This window comes from Anaerolineales bacterium (genome assembly GCA_022866145.1).
Classification (GTDB): domain Bacteria; phylum Chloroflexota; class Anaerolineae; order Anaerolineales; family E44-bin32; genus PFL42.
The window spans coordinates 1-16,423 of the sequence record JALHUE010000426.1 but is presented as its reverse complement, the minus strand read 5'-3'; the positions used below and the strand labels follow the sequence as shown (position 1 = coordinate 16,423).

Genomic DNA, 16,423 nt, shown 5'->3' with positions numbered 1-16,423 from the left:
TCTTCCGCAGCCGACGCAGGGCCTGGTATACGTTGGCGCGCGCCGCCTCCGCCGAATTCTTCTGGATGGCGGCGATGGTCGCGTAGTCCAGGCCCTGATACTTGCGCAGGATCAGCGCTTCTCGCTGGCGTGGCGGCAGCCGATCGACGGCCGCTGCCAGGTGCGCGTGGTCCAGCCGGTCGGCCGGATCGCCATTCTCGGACCCCGCCAGCCGCAGGCGCTGCGCCTGCTCCCACCCCGCCTCTTGCCGTCGCTTCTTCAGCCAGGAACGCCCGACATTGGCGGCGATAGCATACAGCCAGGCGCGGGTGTTGGCCTGTGGCGCCAGGCGCGGCAGCGCCCGATAGGCCCGCAGGAACGTCTCCTGGAGGCAGTCCTCGGCGTCCCGATCGTCGCGCAGCATCCGCCACAGGAAGACATGAAGCTCCCTGCCGTGCCGGTCGACCAGGCCTTCGATGCCCTCGGCGCCTTCCACTCTCTCCTGCCTCCGGTTTGCCGGTCTCTCTACATATAACTGATCTACGGGCTCGGATGTGAAAATGGACCGGCGCCGGTGCGGGAGAGTGCTCCCGGCCCCGCCCCAGAGAAAGCCCCTCGGCCAGGCCGCGCCAGCCACCAGCCCCACCAACTCGGCTGCTCCGAGCGGCCTCGGGATCAGGAGAGCGGCACGTCGGCCGGGCTCGCTCCCCGCCCGAGACGGCGGCCAAGGATGGTGAAGGCGGCAGCCGCCAGCCCTCCCATGAGCAAGCCAAAGGCCCAGATGGCCACCGGCGCCAGATGGTCGTTGAGCACGCCGCCGATCACAGGGCCGACGCCGAACCCGACGCCCCAGGTCAGGGCGTACACGCTCATATACCGCCCGCGCATGTCGGCCGGCGCCAGGTTGGCGGTCAACGCGGTCGAGGTCGGGATCATGATCATCTCGCCGATCGTCAGGATAACCATCGATAACCAGAACCCGGTGAAGCCGCGGCTAAGTCCCACCAGGCCGACGCCGAGGGCGTAGAAGACGGAACCTACAGCCAGCACCGGCAGCGAGGCGTAGCGACGCGTGATGCGGGTCGTTGAATACTGCAGCAGCACAACCATGGCGGCATTGGTGGCCATGATGAAGCCGTAGGCCCGTACGGGAACGCCGAAGTTCTCATTGGCATACACGGGAAGCAGAATCATCATCAGCGAGTAGGCGATACCGGCTAGGGCGTACGATCCGCAGAACGCCAGGAAGGGTCGGTCCCGCAGCACCTGCCCGTAGCCGCCGAGGCGCGGGGCCCGGCCGTGCTCCCCCCGCGGCAAGGTCTCGCGGGCGAACATCAGCAGCAGCAATCCGAACAGCATGTGGGCTCCGGCGGCAAAATAGAAGGCGATGGCATACGACACCGAGGCCACGAAGCCACCCACGGCAGGGCCGAAGGCCACCCCCAGGTTGGCGATCATGCGCAGCAGGGCGTACGCACCCGGCCGGTCTGCCGGTTGGATCATGTCGGCAACCATGGCGTCGACGCCCACCCGGTAGAGCGGCTGGAAGGCGCCGGCGATCAGCATCAGAGTCACAAACGCCGCCAGGGTGTCCGCCTGGCTCATGGCGAACATCACCCCGCTGCTTGCCACCAGGCTGAGCACCATAGGCATCTTGCGGCCAAAGCGGTCCACGACGGGCCCAGCGATTGACCCGGAGATCAGCCCGGCAATCGAGTTGGCCGTCAGCAGCAGGGCGACCGTCGTCAGGGAGACACCCAGGCGCTCCCGCATGTAGATCGTGAGGAAGGGCCAGACCATGCTGCCGCCCGAGGCGTTTACCAGCATGCCCCAGAACAGCAGCCAGAACTGCTGCGGGTAGGTGCGCGAGAGGGTCCGGGCGCGAGTCAGCATGGAGTGTTGATCGCCAGAAACCACAACCCGGCCTGCAGGCCCGGGTCTCGAAGGCAATTCCTCCCAAGCGGGTCGCTGCCGCCCGTCCTGGGAGGACAGGCATGCCACCACTGCCTAGCGCTTGTGTCCCCGGCGTCCGACATCGGCCGGCAGGGGGACCCAGATTAGGATGCTCGAAAGATGGCAAGCTGACAGGCAGGCGAAACGCCCAGGGCGCCCGGGGGAGCAGTTCTCCCTGCCGGCGCCGGGCCTGCCGAGCAGTCCGTTCGCCTACCCGGCGTGCCTGGCCGGGCCAGCTTGATAGCCTTTCCAGCCCGGGCAGCCTTGCGTGTGCCAGGGTCAAAGCCGGGCGACGAATGCCGTGGGCTTGGCTTTAGCCGTCAGGTGCATCGGGCAGGTCGCGCATGGATACTCACCGGCCTTCTTGGTGTCCATGCCACCCCGTTTCGTTGGCGCGGATTATACCTTCCGGGAGGGGTCCCCACACCGCACTACGGCCGGCTGCACACTTGCCAGGTCTCGGACCCAGGTGGAGTTCGCCTGCGACCCGGCGCGGCGTGGGGAGCCTGGGCTGCGCAGGATCGGCGTCCTGGCCAATTTGCACAAGACCGATGGCGGGCATCAAGGCAGACCGGCGGGTCGGGCCGTTCCTGCAGTGCCACTACCGTGGAACCCCGTTCATGCGGTCGATTGCGGCCGGCACCTGGTCCAGCCGCTCGGCCGTCGCCTCGGGCCGCACGATTCCCTCGAAGGTGGCCACACCTTGGGGATCGGCCAAGGAACGTACCCAGATCTGATGGAGCCCACAGGCCTGAGCGCCCAGGATATCTTCGCCCAGCGTGTCTCCGACCATAACGACTTCCGACGCATGGACTCGCCAGGCGTCCAGGATCGGTGCGAAGGCTCGTGGATCCGGTTTGCGAATCCCGATGGCGGCCGAGACAACGATTGGGTCGAAGTAGCTGCGCAGCTCGGCCTGATCGATCAGGCGGTCCACATTCTCGGCATCGCCGGCGTTCGAGAGCAGCCCCAGCCGCAGGCCCTGCCGTCGCAAGGCCTGCAACACCGGCGCGGCCTCAGGCAGCCGCTGCCAGTGGGCCTCGCTCACGGCGTACATCGTGCGCAGCGCCTGGCGCAGCACCGCCGCCGACGGCTCCGGAACGTTCTGCGCCGCGAACACCTGGCCCAGGACGAAGGCCGTGCTGCGCTCAAGGTGGTCGATCTGGCGCTGACGCTGATAGCGCTCGTTCGCCTGATGGAAGGCGTCGTGGAGAGCTGCTGCTTCGAACTCCACCCCGCTCGCTTGCAGGCTTTGGATCAAGGCGCGGGTGCTGTCCTCGAGGATGTCGGGCCATGAACCCTGAAAGGCGATCAGGGTCGATCCCAGGTCGAAGATGGCACCTTTGATCACGAAGTCTCCGGGTGGCGTCAGTAGCCGCGCTGGCGATCGTAGCGGTTGAGCAGCGGTTGGCCGGCCAGGTAGCGGCGCAGGTTTTCGCGGAAGACGTCCAACGCTCGCTCGAAATACTCCCCTGAGGCCCCTGCAATGTGCGGCGACAGGATCACGTTGGCCATCTCCCAAAGCGGGCTGCTCTCCGGCAGCGGCTCGACCGGGTACACATCAAGCGCGGCGCCGGCCAGCCGCTTCACCGTCAGGGCTTCCACCAGCGCCCCGTGGTCGACGACTCCGCCGCGCGAGACATCGATCAGGAAGGCACTGGGTTTCATGCTTCTGAAGACGCTTCTCCCCACGAGGCCTCGCGTTTCGCTCGTCAACGGCACAGTCACGACCAGGAAATCGCACAGGGAGGCCATGGAGCCGGTGGCCTGGGGCGGATACAGCCGGTCGATCAGCTCGCCGCCGGGATCGCCCAGCCCGCTGGGCTGGTATTCGACGTCTTCGGGGTGCATCAGGTCGCGCTTGGAGGCCAGGACATGGGCGCCGAAGGCGCGGCACAGACGGGCGACCTCCCGCCCGACGCTGCCGTACCCGAGGATGCCCACCGTGCTGCCGCGCAGCTCGAACGGCCGGAAGCGTTCGAACCGATCCTCCGCCCAGCGTTTCTCGCGTTTGTCCCGCTCCAGGCGCGGTAAGCGGTGCCCCAACGCCAGGATGCTGGTCAGGACGAATTCCCCCATCTGCGGTGCCGCCGCCCCACTGAGGGTGGTGATGGTAATGTTGGACCGCAGCAGGGGGTGGTCCAGTACATGGTCGATCCCGGCGTGGTGGAACTGGACCCAGCGCAGGCTGGGCGCCTGCTCGGGCAGGGGAAGGCTGGACAGGGTGTACAGAATTTCCACATCCGGCAGCAGATCCTGGGGCAGGTCGTCCGCCGTCCGGGCGGTGTGCTGGTGGATACGGAGATCGGGGGAGATGGTGCGCAGCCGTTCGAGCAGCGGATCGGGAAAGGGCAGGGTCAGCAGGACATGCACTTCCGCCATGAGAGGATTGTACTGCACGCCGGCCCATCCACGCAGGGTTGGCGTAGGGCAAGCGTCAGGTGCGGGACCAGCATCCGTTCCCCAGGCGAAGTACAGTTGGGTTCGGAAGGGCGGTATCTCTTCTTCTCCTCCTTACAGGAGAGCCGGGGTCGGCGTCCCCGGCTCTCCCGATTCTCCTCAGGCGCCCCCGGGAACCTCTGGCCGGCGGTTGGCGTCTGGTCCCCAATTGGCCGGCGCCGACCACCCCCTGCAGCTGCCTACACAGTCCAGCCGGCAGCGTCTATACTTGAGGCCGTGGCAGAAATGCCCCTCCCCGGGCCACTCTCAGCGGGGAGGCGCTTCTTCTGGCTCACCTGCGGCGATCAGGGGAAGCCGACAAGTCAAGGAGGCAAGAGGAATGTCCAGAACCCGCTTGTGGATGCCCATCGCAGTGGCGGCCGGCCTGATCCTGACGGCCTGCTCGGCGTTGGGAACGTCCTCGACGACGCCGGACACGCTGTCCGTGACCGGGACGGGGGTCGTGGTCGTGCCACCGGATATCGTCACCCTGACCCTTGGGGTGCAGACCCGGGGCGCCGAGATCGGGTCGGCCGTAGCCGAGAACAACCTGCTGGCCGGCCGAGTGATGCAGGCGTTGTCAGAGGCCGGCGTGGCGCCGGAGGATATGCAGACCACCTACTTCAACGTGTACACCCAGCCCAAGTACGACGAATTTGGCAATCCAACGGGGGAGCAGATCTATTTCGTCGACAACACGCTAACCGCCGTATTGCGCGACCCGGCGAAGCTCGGCGACGCCTTGCAGCAGGCGCTGACGGCCGGCGCCAACAGCGTCCAGGGCGTGGTGTATGGCGTGGACGATCTGACCCCGGCGTTGGATGAGGCCCGGCGGCTGGCGATCGCCGATGCGCAGCGCCAGGCCGAGCAGATGGCGGCAGCCGCCGGCGTCACCCTGGGGGAGGTCTACACCGTCTCAGACACCACGGGCGGACCGGTGCCGTACTACGAGGCGATGGTGGGTGGCAAGGGCGGGGCCGCAGCCGGCGTGCCGACCGCCCCGGGCAGCCTGACCTATCAGGTGCAGGTCGGCCTGTCGTACATCCTTCCTTGATGCGCTGTGCGAGGTATTGAGATGAAACGTACACTCTCTCTTCTCGGGTTGATCCTGTCGGCGTTGCTCCTCGTCGGCTGCACCGCCGTCGGGAGCACCGCGCCGGCAACGTTGGCAACCAGCGGAACGGGGATCGAAAACGTCACGCCAGACATGGTGACCGTCAATCTGGGCGTCCAGACACAGGATGAAGACGTGTCGGCTGCTGTCAGCGAAAACAACGCCGCTGCCCAGGCCATCACGGAGGCCGCCGGGCTGGTGGGCGTAGCACCCGGCGACATCCAATCCACCTACTTTAGCGTCTGGTCGCAGCCGATGTATGACGAGTTCGGCAATCCGACAGACTCTGTGACCTACACCGTTGACCACACGCTGACGATCAAGCTGCGCGACACGGCTCGCCTCGGCGATCTACTGCAGGCGGCGATCAAGGCCGGCGCCAACAACGTCCAGGGTGTGACCTTTGGTCTACAGGATCCGACCGCCGCCCAGGATCAGGCCCGCGAGAAGGCAATGCAGGACGCCCAGGCCCGCGCCCAGATGCTGGCCTCAAGCGCCGGCGTCACCCTGGGCAAATTGAAATCGGCCAGCACGACCTTCAGCTCGCCGCAACCTATGTACGCGGTCTACGCCGAGGGGATGGGCGGCGGCGGCGGTGTGCCGACCGCCCCAGGCACGCAGGCGGTCCAGGTGCAGGTGTATCTGGTCTACGAGATCCAGTAGGCCCAACAGCTGGGCAGAGCTCCGCCAGAGAGAGGCGGGCTGAAACGGGCCGCGAGCCGCCACGCGAGGCGTATGCCTTTCCTGGCGGCTCGCGGGTCTTCATCGCCCGTGCCGGCGTGGTCTTCGCCAGACCGAAGGAGCGACGAGCCGCAATCTGCACCCGGCTCCGAACCTCACTGCCCGCCGCCCTCGATCGGCCCGACCTGCGTCCCGGCGGGCAGGCTGCGCCGGAGCACGTCCGGGACCGGCAGCGGCTTGAGCGTGGCATAGTCGACGAGCACCCCCACTTGCAGCGCCCGGGCGACCACGTCCTCCCCGGCCACGAACTCCGCCTGGAGAGACCAACTCGCCCGCCGCACTCCCGCCAACCACATCCGACCCACGGCGACGTCGCCAAAACGAAGCGGTCGAAGGTAGTCGATCTCCGTGCGCGCCAGGACCGGCCCCCTGCCTTGACGGAATTCCGGTTCGAGCGGCAGGTGCTCATCCAGCATCTTCAGACGAAGGTCCTCCAGTCAGCGCACATACACCAGGTTGCTGACGATGCCGGCGAAGTCGACGTCGTAGGTCTTGACGCGAAAGGCGATCTCCACCAGCAGCGGCCTGCTGCCGGTCGGATCGGAGGCCGTGACCGTCATCCTCCCACCCAACCCCGCCGTCGGGCCCAGAAGTAGAAGCTCAGCGGGATGCCCATTGTTAGCGCCAGCATCACAGCGAAGGCCGCCCGCCCCGTCCACGCCGGGAGCGGCATGTTCGGGGAAAAGAAGTTCATCCCAAAGAAGCTGGCAATGAACGAGATCGGCATGAACATCGTGGTGATCACCGTCAGCGTCTTCATAATCTCGTTCATGCGATTGTTGGTGGCTGAGAGATAGGTCTCGAGGGCGCCGCCCACCTGGTCCCGCATGGACTCGTTGATATCGAACAGGCGCACCAGGTGATCGTAGACATCGCGGAAGTACACCCGATCCCGCGCGTCAATCACTTCGTAGTCGTTGCGGGCAAGCCCGTTCAGCACCTCGCGCTGCGGCGCCAGTGTCCTGCGCAAGGTCACCAGCGCCCGCTTGAGGTGGAAGATGTCGGCCAGCGTTTCCCTCGAAGAGCTCTCGAGGATTGCGTCCTCCAGGGCATCGACGGCTTCGTCGATCTCGGAGAATGCGCCCATGTAGCTGTTGACCAGCTCGTCCAGGACCAAGTACAGAGCGTGGTCGGGGCCTTCCCCGAGGATGCGCTGGTCCTTCTGACAGCGCTCCCAGATCTTGTTGACCATTGGGATCGGCTCATCATGGTGGCTGACGAGGTATCCCTTTCCCAGGAAGAAATCCACCTCCCGAGTGTCCACGTGGGGGCCCCCGTCCAGGTCGAAGCCCACGGAATGGAAAGCGATATACAGGTAGTCTCCCCAATCGTCCAGCTTCGGGATGTGGGTCTCGCGCAGGGCGTCGTCGATGGCCAGTGGATGGAAACGGAAGACATCGCGCAGGATTGGCTCACAGGTCTCGATCGGCTCCGCCTCGAAGTCGACCCACACGGTTCCCTGGGAGGCGCGCAACAGCCGCGGGTTGAGCTCCGTCGGCGCCAGGGCCCGCAGGGTTCCCTTGACTGGAAGATGCTGGGCTCGAATCATCAGAGTGCTCCCATGTGGTGGACAGAATGGCCATGATTGTATCCCGCTCGAACGCTCGCCAACACCCAAGACGGTTGAGGTGGTGTCCACCTCGGGCGTGGCCCGTAGTCTATAATCCTCGCTCATGAACGCCGGCGATCGGCAGATTGCGCGCGGCACCCTTGTCGTGATGGCCGGGCTTGCCGTCTCCAGCCTGGCCGGCCTGCTGACAACGATGCTGGTCTCGCGGGCGTTCGGCACTCAGGCCGAGATCGATGCCTTCTATGCCGCCAACCGTCTGCCGGAGTTGCTGTTTCTGTTGATGGCCGGCGGCGCGCTGGCCTCGGCATTCGTCCCGACCTTCACCGGCTTCCTCACCCGCCACGATCAGCCCGGCGCCTGGCGATTGGCGTCGGCTGTCGGCAATCTGGTGACTCTGGTGCTGCTGGCGGCCTCGCTGTTGGCGGCGGTTGGCGCCCGCTGGCTGGTCACCCATGTCCTGGCCCCCGGCTTTACCGACCCCGCCCAGATCGACCTGACGACCTCTCTGATGCGCATCCTGCTGATCGCTCCGGCGATCTTCGGCCTCAGCGGACTGGTGATGGGGATCCTCAATGCCCACCAACGGTTCGCGCTACCGGCGCTGGCGCCGGCTTTCTACCGAGTGGGCTGGATCCTCGGCCTGTGGCTGCTCGTGCCCCGGATGGGCATCTATGGTCTGGCGTGGGGCGTGGTGCTGGGAGCCGGGCTGCATCTGGCGATTCAGGTCCCGGGGCTGCTGCGGCTTGGCGGCCACTACGTCGCAAGTCTGGGCGGCGGCAATCCGGCCGTGGCCGAGGTTGGCCGACTGATGCTGCCTCGCCTGCTGGGCGTAGCGGTTGTGCAGGTCAACTTCGTGGTCAACACGATCCTGGCCTCCGGCATGCCGGAGGGCAGCGTGGCGGCGCTGACATTTGCCTTCTCATTGATGATCATGCCGCAGGCCGTGATCGCCCAGTCCTCGGCCATCGCCGCCTTGCCGACCTTCTCGGCTCAGTTCGCCCGAGGAGAGTTGGACTCGCTGCGCGCCTCCCTGGGCAAGACGCTGCGGGCGGTGTTCTTCCTAGCATTGCCAGCCAGTCTGGGATTGGTGCTGCTGAGCACACCTATCGTCTCGGCTCTGTTCGAGCGCGGGGCATTCAGCGCCCAGTCCACGGAAATGGTCGCCTGGGCATTGGTGTGGTTCGCGGTCGGCCTGGTCGGGCACTCACTCCTGGAGATCGTCAGCCGCGCCTTCTACGCCCTGCACGATACTCGCACGCCGGTGCTGGTCGGCGTGGCGGCGATGACGCTCAACGTCCTGCTCAGCCTGCTGCTCGCGCAGGCTTTCATTCAGATCGGCTGGATGCCGCACGGCGCCCTGGCGCTGGCGAATTCCCTGGCCACTGGCCTGGAGTGTGTCGTGCTGCTGGGGTTGATCCGCCGCCGCTTGGGCGGCCTGGAGGCCGCTCCCCTGCGTCCGGGCCTAGTGGCCACGCTCATGGCCTCGGGCGCCATGTCGCTCTGTCTCGTCGGGTGGCTGAGCCTGACGGCGAGTCGCTCGGCTGTCGTGGTTGCGCTTGGGGGCGTTGTGTTGGGATTCGTGGTCTTCATCGTCGTTGCCGCCAGCCTCAAGGCTCCCGAGCCGCTGGCACTGTGGCGGGCGGCGCGCCGCCGCCTGGCTCAGGGTTGACGGGCCGGGCAGGCAGATTGGGAGACGGCTGGCCTCAAGCAGCGGGCAGCTGCGGAGCCAGAAGCTGGGCCACACATAGGCCGAGCAGGCCCCCGACCAGCGCCTCCAGCGGGGAATGGCCGAGCAGCTCGATCAGCTCTTCCTGCTTGAGCGGGTGCCCGGCGACCAAGTCACGCAGCAGGGCATTGATCACTTCGGCGTGCAGACCGGCCTGCCGCCTCACCCCGGTTGCATCGTAGACGACAATCATGGCCACCACCAACGCCAGGGCGAAGGCCGCCGAGCCGAAGCCCTCGGTCAGGCCAATGCCATGCGCCACCGCCACAACCAGCGCCGTGTGGGAGGAGGGCATGCCGCCGGCTCGAAGGTATAGTGACCAATCCCAAGTGCGGGTGCGCAGATACTCAACCGGAGCCTTGGCTCCCTGGGCGATGGCCCAGGCCACGAGGGCACTGATCAGCGCCGGGTTATGCAGCAGGCCGTAGAGCACGGCTCAAAGATCCTCCAGGTCGTCTTCTTCGATCGCCTTCAAGTCGTCGCGGGCCAGTGTCTTCAGCCTCAGCTCGGCCTTGTCGAGCAGGTGGGCGCACACGGCGGCCAGCTCCTGGCCGCGTTCAAACAGCGCCAGCGCCTCCTCGAGCGGGAGCTCGCCGGTTTCCAGCCGAGTGACCACGCTGCCCAGTTCATCGAAGGCCTGTTCGAAGTTGGGCTGCTTGGTGGGTTTTGCCTTCGGCATGCCTACTTCCTCCCTCGGGCCGGGATAACCAGAGCCGGGATCATGCCATCCCTCAGGCGGATGTCCAGGGCATGGCCAGCAGAGACCTGAGACACGCTGCGCACGACCCTGCCGTCGGCAGTCCGGGTGACGATGGCATAGCCGCGCGCCAGGACTGCCTCCGGGCCAACTGCGCTCAGCGTCTGTAATCTCCCCTGCACCCCGGCCCGCCGCAGGGCGAGGTCATGGGAGAGGGCGGCCTGCGACCGCCGCATCCAATCATCCAGCTGCTGGCGGGCGTTCGCCAGGCGGGCATGCGGCGAGATCAGCCGCAAACTGTCTCGCCGTGCCTGCAGCTCCGCCTGCCCTCGCCGGACGCTCCGCATCAGGCTCGATGCCAGACGCAAGCGGAGGGTCGTCACCTGCTGGCCGATCTCTTGCTGGCTGGGCGTGGCGATTTCGGCTGCGGCCGAGGGGGTGGGCGCACGAACGTCGGCCGCGAAATCCGCCAGAGTGTAGTCCGTCTCATGGCCGATGCCGGTGACCACGGGCGCCGCCGAGGCCGCAATTGCCCGGACCACGCCCTCGTCATTGAACGCCCACAGGTCCTCCACCGACCCTCCCCCGCGCACCACCAGGATGACATCCGGCCGCACCCGGCGGTTGAGGCGGCTGAGCGCCCGCGGAATCCCGGCGGTCGCCTCTTCCCCTTGGACGGCGGTCGGGGCCAGCACGACCTCGGCCAGCGAGTATCGGCGCTGAAGCACGTGGAGCACGTCCTGCAATGCCGCTCCGCTGGCAGACGTGACCAATCCAATGCGCTTCGGCCAGGCCGGCAGCGGCCGTTTGCGTTCGGCAGCGAACAACCCCTCATGTTCCAGGGCCGCCTTCAGCCGCAGGAACTCCTGGTAACGGGCGCCCTCACCGGCCGGACGCAGGTCGTCGGCATACAGCTGGACCTGACCCCCGGCCTCATACAGGCTGATGTACCCGTGAATGTCCAGGGCCTCACCTTCGCCCGGCAGCTGCCGCAGCCGCTGGGCGTCAGCTCGCCACATCACGCAACGCAGCGTGGCCTGGGAGTCCTTGAGGCTGAAGTACAGATGCCCCGAAGCCGGTCGAGAGACATTTGACACTTCGCCGCGCACCCATAGGGCTTGCAGCGGTTCCTCCCTCTCCAGCAACAGCCGCAGGTAGCGGTTAACTTCGCTCACCGCCAGCACCGGCGATTCGGCTGAGAACAGCGCCAGCTGATCCATCCTGCGAAGGATACTCTCCCCGAGAACGAGCGTCAATCAGCCGGCCGAGGCCGCGGAGTGCACTTCCCGCCCTGGCCTATAATCCCCCTTGGCGCCGGAGCACGGCCGCGCCGGGAGCACAGCCGATGAGCGAAGACCCCCTCGAAGTCCAAGTTGGCAACGGCCTGCGGTCGCTGGGTTGGACCCTGGCCCTGGGCGAGTCCTGTACCGGCGGGCTGATCGGCCACCGGCTGACGCAAGTGCCTGGGGCCTCGGACTACTTCCTGGGCGGTGTGGTGGCCTACGCCTACGATGCCAAAGAGCGCCTGCTCGAAGTGCGCCATCAGACGCTGTATGACCATGGCGCCGTCAGCCGCGAGACCGCCCTGGAGATGGCGCACGGCGCCCGCCTGGCCTTCGGCGCCGACGTTGGGCTGGCGGTGACGGGTATCGCCGGGCCGTCCGGTGGGCTGCCCGGCAAGCCGGTCGGCCTGACCTGGATCGCGGTCAGCACGCGCCAGCGCCGGCTGGCCGAGGAAACGATCTGGGCGGGCGAGCGGGCGGCCGTAAAGGAGCAGTCCGCCGAGGCTGCCCTGCGACTGCTGCTGCGGGTGCTGCGTGAATCACGCTCCCCGGAAGGCGCCCCCGCGTAGCCCCGAGGGCGGCCACCAGCCCGGGTTCCAGGCGGCCTAGTCTGCGAGGCGAGCCGGGAGGGATCTGGGAAAGCGCACGAGGTGGGGCAACCCCACCTCATCTGCTCGGTCCTCCAGCGGAGGCACTTCGATACCCAGCCACGGCCTGTCGCAGGCGCCGTAGCCTGCCGCTGGAGGCACCGGCCCGGCGCTAAGACAGGTAGTCGCGCAGTTGCCGCGCCCGGCGCGGGTGCCGCAGCCGGCGCAAGGCCTTGCCCTCGATCTGGCGGATGCGCTCGCGCGTCAGTCCAAATTTCTGGCCGACCTCTTCCAGGGTGTAGGCTCGGCCGTTGTGCAGCCCGAAACGCAGCCGCAGGATGCGCGCCTCGCGCGGGGTGAGGGTCGCCAGCACCTCCTCGATCTTGTCGTGCAGCATGTTGCTATGGGCGGTCTGGGTGGGCGTCGGCGTGCTTTCATCCTCGACGAACGCGCCGAGCTCCGAGTCCTCCTCTTCGCCCACCGGCGACTCCAGCGACAGCGGCCGCCACGACACGCGCATCATCCACTGCACCTTGCGTGAGTCGCACTCGAGGACCCGGGCGATCTCCTCCGGCGTCGGCTTGCGCCCAATGTCCTGTTCGAGGTCGCGGGCGACCTTGTACAGTCGGCGGATACGGTCGGACATGTGGACCGGGACCCGGATGGTGCGCCCCTGGTCGGCGATAGCCCGCGTGATCGTCTGACGGATCCACCAGGTGGCGTAGGTGCTGAAGCGGAAGCCGCGGTGATAGTCGAATTTCTCCACCCCCTTCATCAGCCCCAGGTTGCCCTCCTGGATGAGGTCCAGGAACGGCACCCCGCGGCCCATGTATTTCTTGGCGATGCTGACCACCAGGCGAGTGTTGGCCCGGACCAGATGATCGCGGGCGGCGAGGGCGTCCTGGATCTCGGCCTGGTACTGCGATCGCTTCTTCAGGGTAGCGTTGCCGTTGAGCCTGGCCAGCTTGGCCTCGGCGGCGTTGCCCCGCTCGATGCGCTTGGCCAGATCGACCTCTTCCTCCGTGGTCAGCAGCGGGACGCGAGCCATCTCCTTTAGGTATAGTCCGACGGTGTCATCGCTGGAGATGGCGCTCAGGTCGAAGGCCTCCACCTCCTGGGTGGCGACATCCGGCGTGAACTCCGTCGGCACCTTGGTCAGATCATCGAAGACCTCGATGCCCGCTTCGCGGAAGAAACTACGGATCCGCTCAAACCGTTCCGTCGACTCCTCGACTTCGGGAAAGACTCCCACGATCTCTTCATTGGTGACAAAGCCCTGGTAGTCGCCTTTCTCGAGCAGCGCCGAGAACGCCTCGCGCTTCTGCCAGCGATCCTTGGATATACTCATCCACGCACTCCTGACACGGGCCAGTCCTCACCCGGTGCGGGGGGGAAGCGGCGCCCATCTCGTCCGAGGGCAACCCATCCCCATTCCGCTCCTAGGCCGGGCCGGACCCGGATGAGTCGTCCAGCAGCGACTGCAGGGCTGCCAGGCGAGGATCGATCGGTTCTTTCGGATGCGAGCACCGGGATTCGTTCAGGTTGTTGCCGCACTCTGGGCACAGCCCGCGGCAGTTGCTCCGGCACAGCGGCTGGAGCGGAACGTCCAGCAGCAGGTATTCGCGCAACAGCGGGCTGAGGTCGAGGACGCCGGTTTCGGGCACCACCAGCAGCGGGTCTGTGGCCTGACCCGGGGGGGAGGCAAACAGATCGCCGATTCGGATCGCCAGCGGCTGTTCGAATGCCGACAAGCAGCGCACGCATTCCATGGGCGTGGTCGCCTCCAGCTGCCCATCGCCATATAGGCCCTGGGCCGTCCGGGTAAAACGCAACGACCCCCGGAGCTTGCTGATGGCCAGATCCTCGCTGATCTGGACGGCCGGGTGGTCGAAGTCGAAGGTGCGGCTGTAGCCGGCTTGTTCGTGGAGCAGGAAGCCGACATTGATGCGCAACGGGTGCCGAGACCATTGAGTCACACCGCCGCCTGTCAATTTTCTTTCCAATAAACCGCTGGCATTATAACATAGTTAGAATCGACCGTCAAGCCGAGCGCGTTATTGGTAAGAGTGAGCCTATCTGGCCCGAGATCTGTCAAACAGCTGGCGCCACGATGCATATGACCGCCATAGGTAGGGTGAGGGTACTGTGCGAATAGTCAATGAGCCTGCGGTCCTACTCGCCACAACCAACCCCGGCAAGCTGCGCGAGATGCGCCAACTGCTGCGGCCCCTGCCGCTTTCCGTGGCAGACCCGGGGACTTTGGGTCTCTGGCTACACGTCGAGGAAACCGGCGCTGACTACGGCGAGAACGCCCGCCTGAAGGCGCAAGCCTATGCCGCTGCCAGCGGGTGGTTCACCCTGGCCGACGACACCGGGCTGGAGGTCCATGTCCTGGGCGGCGCCCCTGGGCTGCACTCGGCCAGGCTGCTCCAACCCGGGGCCACCGACGGCGACCGACGGCGCCGGCTGCTGGAGTTGCTACGCCCGCTCCCCCGGCCCTGGACCGCCCGCTTTCGCTGCGCCATGGCGCTGGCCGGGCCGGATGGCCAGATCGATCTGGCGTATGGCGAGTGTACCGGCGAGATTGTGCCAGACCCTCGCGGCGGGGAGGGCTTTGGCTACGATCCGCTGTTCGAGGTCGAGGCCACGCGCCGGACGATGGCCGAGCTTCTCCTGCAGGAGAAGAATCAGATCAGCCACCGGGCTCGGGCGTTGGGGGCCCTACTGCCCAGCCTGCGGCGCAGGCTGGGCCTGCCCGGCTGATCGGGCCGGGGTCGGCTACGCCGGCGGCGACTCAAATCCGCGCCCCGCACCAGGCGACGGCCGAACCACCACCTCCTGCCGCAGGCTGGCGAACTCGATCCCTTCCAGCCGCAGGCGCCGAGCGACCTCGCGCCGCAGCTCGCCCTCCACCCGGGCTTGCCGGAAGAAGTGCTCGAGCTCGATGTTGTCGACGAAGAAGAACAGGTTGAAGATCAGCGCTCCGTCCTGAAATCCCTTGAACGAAGCGGCCGAGCACTTCCACGGCGGCACCGGCTGCTTGAACTCAGTCACCAGCCAGCGGGCCAGCTGCACGACAGCACTGTCGAGGCGCTGCTCCATTGTCTCCGGGTGCTCGATGCGTCCCTGCAATTCCTTCAGCCGCCGCTGCAGCCCGTGCAGGCGCGGCGCCCAGCGGGTGCGCAGGCCAAGGTCGTCCACCCCGGCCTCGATGTCCGGATCCTGACTCCAGACCCCGACCCATTCCCAGGCCTGGCGAGCCAGCGAGCCTGGCTCCAACTCGGGCATCAGCCCGTCGAGCAGCTCCTCCAGGCCGCCCTTCCAGGCGTCCAGCCGCTTGTCGAATTCCTCGACCGCTCCCAGGCAACTCGCCAGCTCGCCAAACCGCTGGAGCAGGACGGCTTTCTCCTGCCGATCAAAGCCGCGCTTTTCCATGCGGCTGATCTCGCCGGCAAAGGCTAGCAGCGCCGCCTCGCATGCCTGCACATTCTGGTTCAGGCTGTGCTCCAGCGTCAAACGCCTCCGGCCGTGATCGCGCTTGGCCGCGCTCAGCACTTCGAAGCGATCGCCGCTCTTCAGCTTGTCCGGAATCACGCCCAGCAGGTCGGGGTGGCCGTCGAGGATCTCGGCCAGCAGTCGGCGGGCACCTTCGACGTTCGTATCGCGATGCAATTCCAGGCGGACGATTGAAATCGACTCGGCCGTGGGCTGCATCAGGTTCACCAGGCGTTCATTGGCCAGTCGGCTGTTCGGCATGTAGATCACGGAGTGGGTGTCGATGTCATAGAGCTGCGTGACCCGCACCCCGATGCGCACAACCTGGCAGTAGCGCTGGTCCTCCAGCACGATCAGATCGCCGTAGCGGAACGGTGTGTCCACCAGCAACATCATCCCGCTGAAGATGTTGGAGAGAATATCCTGCATGGCGAAAGCCAGGATGAATGCCGCACCGCCGATCGCCACCAGCAGTGCGTCCAGGCGCACGCCCAGGTACTGCAGGATCGCCGCTCCGGCGATCAAGAAGATGACCAGCGGCGCAAACTGGTTGGCGATCGGCAGCAGGACGTCATCCAGCCGGGTCTCGCTGTGCCGGGCCATTCGCTCACCATAGTGAACGACGACCTCCTTGAACATCCGCCAGCACCAGTAGGCGACAACTGCCATCACCAGGGCGCCCGTCCAGCGGATGGCGTTCTCGACCAGCGGCGTGTTGACCTCGGTCGCCTGCAGCGAGAGGCTCATCCCCAGCAGAACGATGGTCAGCACCAGCGGGCGGCGCGTGACATCGATCAGCACGTCCTCGACATCGGTGTCCGTTCGCCGCGCCAACACCT

General features: G+C 66.6%; 17 protein-coding genes. 5 read left to right on the top strand and 12 right to left on the bottom strand.

The features are described 5' to 3' along the window. The 4 genes from MUO23_12855 to MUO23_12840 form a co-directional block, all read right to left on the bottom strand. On the bottom strand, positions 1-475 hold a 475-nt coding region (locus MUO23_12855; protein MCJ7513842.1), incomplete at its 3' end, for an RNA polymerase sigma factor. A 179-nt stretch (positions 476-654) separates the two neighbouring features. Next, the gene (locus MUO23_12850; GenBank protein ID MCJ7513841.1) at positions 655-1,872 is read right to left on the bottom strand and encodes an MFS transporter; all 1,218 of its coding nucleotides are present in this window, start codon (positions 1,870-1,872) and stop codon (positions 655-657) included. Positions 1,873-2,533: 661 nt separating this feature from the next. Next, complete coding sequence (locus MUO23_12845) at positions 2,534-3,283, bottom strand: HAD family hydrolase (GenBank protein ID MCJ7513840.1); 750 nt, start codon at positions 3,281-3,283, stop codon at positions 2,534-2,536. A 17-nt stretch (positions 3,284-3,300) separates the two neighbouring features. Then, positions 3,301-4,332 (bottom strand): D-2-hydroxyacid dehydrogenase, encoded by a 1,032-nt coding sequence (locus tag MUO23_12840; GenBank protein ID MCJ7513839.1) that lies wholly within the window; start codon positions 4,330-4,332, stop codon positions 3,301-3,303. 379 nt (positions 4,333-4,711) lie between these two features. Here MUO23_12840 and MUO23_12835 point away from each other — a divergent pair, with 379 nt between their 5' ends. Both MUO23_12835 and MUO23_12830 read left to right on the top strand, forming a co-directional pair. Then, positions 4,712-5,425 (top strand): SIMPL domain-containing protein, encoded by a 714-nt coding sequence (locus tag MUO23_12835; protein MCJ7513838.1) that lies wholly within the window; start codon positions 4,712-4,714, stop codon positions 5,423-5,425. A gap of 21 nt (positions 5,426-5,446) precedes the next feature. Continuing rightward, positions 5,447-6,148, top strand: coding sequence for an SIMPL domain-containing protein (locus MUO23_12830; protein ID MCJ7513837.1), 702 nt, complete (start codon positions 5,447-5,449; stop codon positions 6,146-6,148). Positions 6,149-6,321: 173 nt separating this feature from the next. Here MUO23_12830 and MUO23_12825 read toward each other — a convergent pair whose 3' ends face one another. Then, positions 6,322-6,642 (bottom strand): thioesterase family protein, encoded by a 321-nt coding sequence (locus MUO23_12825; GenBank protein ID MCJ7513836.1) that lies wholly within the window; start codon positions 6,640-6,642, stop codon positions 6,322-6,324. A gap of 140 nt (positions 6,643-6,782) precedes the next feature. Next, positions 6,783-7,775: a magnesium/cobalt transporter CorA gene (gene corA / locus MUO23_12820; GenBank protein MCJ7513835.1), complete on the bottom strand. Its 993-nt coding sequence runs from the start codon at positions 7,773-7,775 to the stop codon at positions 6,783-6,785. Between the two features lie 124 nt (positions 7,776-7,899). Here corA and murJ point away from each other — a divergent pair, with 124 nt between their 5' ends. After that, positions 7,900-9,465: a murein biosynthesis integral membrane protein MurJ gene (gene murJ / locus MUO23_12815; GenBank protein MCJ7513834.1), complete on the top strand. Its 1,566-nt coding sequence runs from the start codon at positions 7,900-7,902 to the stop codon at positions 9,463-9,465. A 34-nt stretch (positions 9,466-9,499) separates the two neighbouring features. On the opposite strand, the gene MUO23_12810 is transcribed toward murJ, so the two are convergent. From MUO23_12810 to xseA, 3 genes are read right to left on the bottom strand one after another with little or no spacing between them, the layout of a single operon-like run. After that, the gene (locus MUO23_12810; protein MCJ7513833.1) at positions 9,500-9,955 is read right to left on the bottom strand and encodes a divergent PAP2 family protein; all 456 of its coding nucleotides are present in this window, start codon (positions 9,953-9,955) and stop codon (positions 9,500-9,502) included. A gap of 3 nt (positions 9,956-9,958) precedes the next feature. Continuing rightward, a complete protein-coding gene (locus tag MUO23_12805; protein MCJ7513832.1) occupies positions 9,959-10,201 on the bottom strand; it encodes an exodeoxyribonuclease VII small subunit in 243 nt (80 codons plus the stop codon). A 2-nt stretch (positions 10,202-10,203) separates the two neighbouring features. Next, on the bottom strand, positions 10,204-11,439 hold the full coding sequence (gene xseA, locus MUO23_12800; GenBank protein ID MCJ7513831.1) for an exodeoxyribonuclease VII large subunit: 1,236 nt from the start codon (positions 11,437-11,439) through the stop codon (positions 10,204-10,206). A 125-nt stretch (positions 11,440-11,564) separates the two neighbouring features. Here xseA and MUO23_12795 point away from each other — a divergent pair, with 125 nt between their 5' ends. After that, on the top strand, positions 11,565-12,071 hold the full coding sequence (locus MUO23_12795; protein ID MCJ7513830.1) for a CinA family protein: 507 nt from the start codon (positions 11,565-11,567) through the stop codon (positions 12,069-12,071). 190 nt (positions 12,072-12,261) lie between these two features. On the opposite strand, the gene MUO23_12790 is transcribed toward MUO23_12795, so the two are convergent. Both MUO23_12790 and MUO23_12785 read right to left on the bottom strand, forming a co-directional pair. Continuing rightward, a complete protein-coding gene (locus tag MUO23_12790; GenBank protein MCJ7513829.1) occupies positions 12,262-13,437 on the bottom strand; it encodes a sigma-70 family RNA polymerase sigma factor in 1,176 nt (391 codons plus the stop codon). A gap of 91 nt (positions 13,438-13,528) precedes the next feature. Continuing rightward, positions 13,529-14,065 carry a DUF177 domain-containing protein gene (locus MUO23_12785; GenBank protein MCJ7513828.1) on the bottom strand — a complete coding sequence of 179 codons (537 nt, stop codon included), beginning with the start codon at positions 14,063-14,065 and terminating at the stop codon, positions 13,529-13,531. Positions 14,066-14,234: 169 nt separating this feature from the next. On the opposite strand from MUO23_12785, the gene rdgB reads away from it, so the two are divergent. Beyond that, on the top strand, positions 14,235-14,852 hold the full coding sequence (gene rdgB / locus MUO23_12780) for an RdgB/HAM1 family non-canonical purine NTP pyrophosphatase (GenBank protein ID MCJ7513827.1): 618 nt from the start codon (positions 14,235-14,237) through the stop codon (positions 14,850-14,852). A 15-nt stretch (positions 14,853-14,867) separates the two neighbouring features. Here the strand turns inward: rdgB and MUO23_12775 are convergent. Then, positions 14,868-16,423 (bottom strand): mechanosensitive ion channel family protein (locus MUO23_12775; protein ID MCJ7513826.1); only part of this gene is annotated, 1,556 nt, incomplete at its 5' end.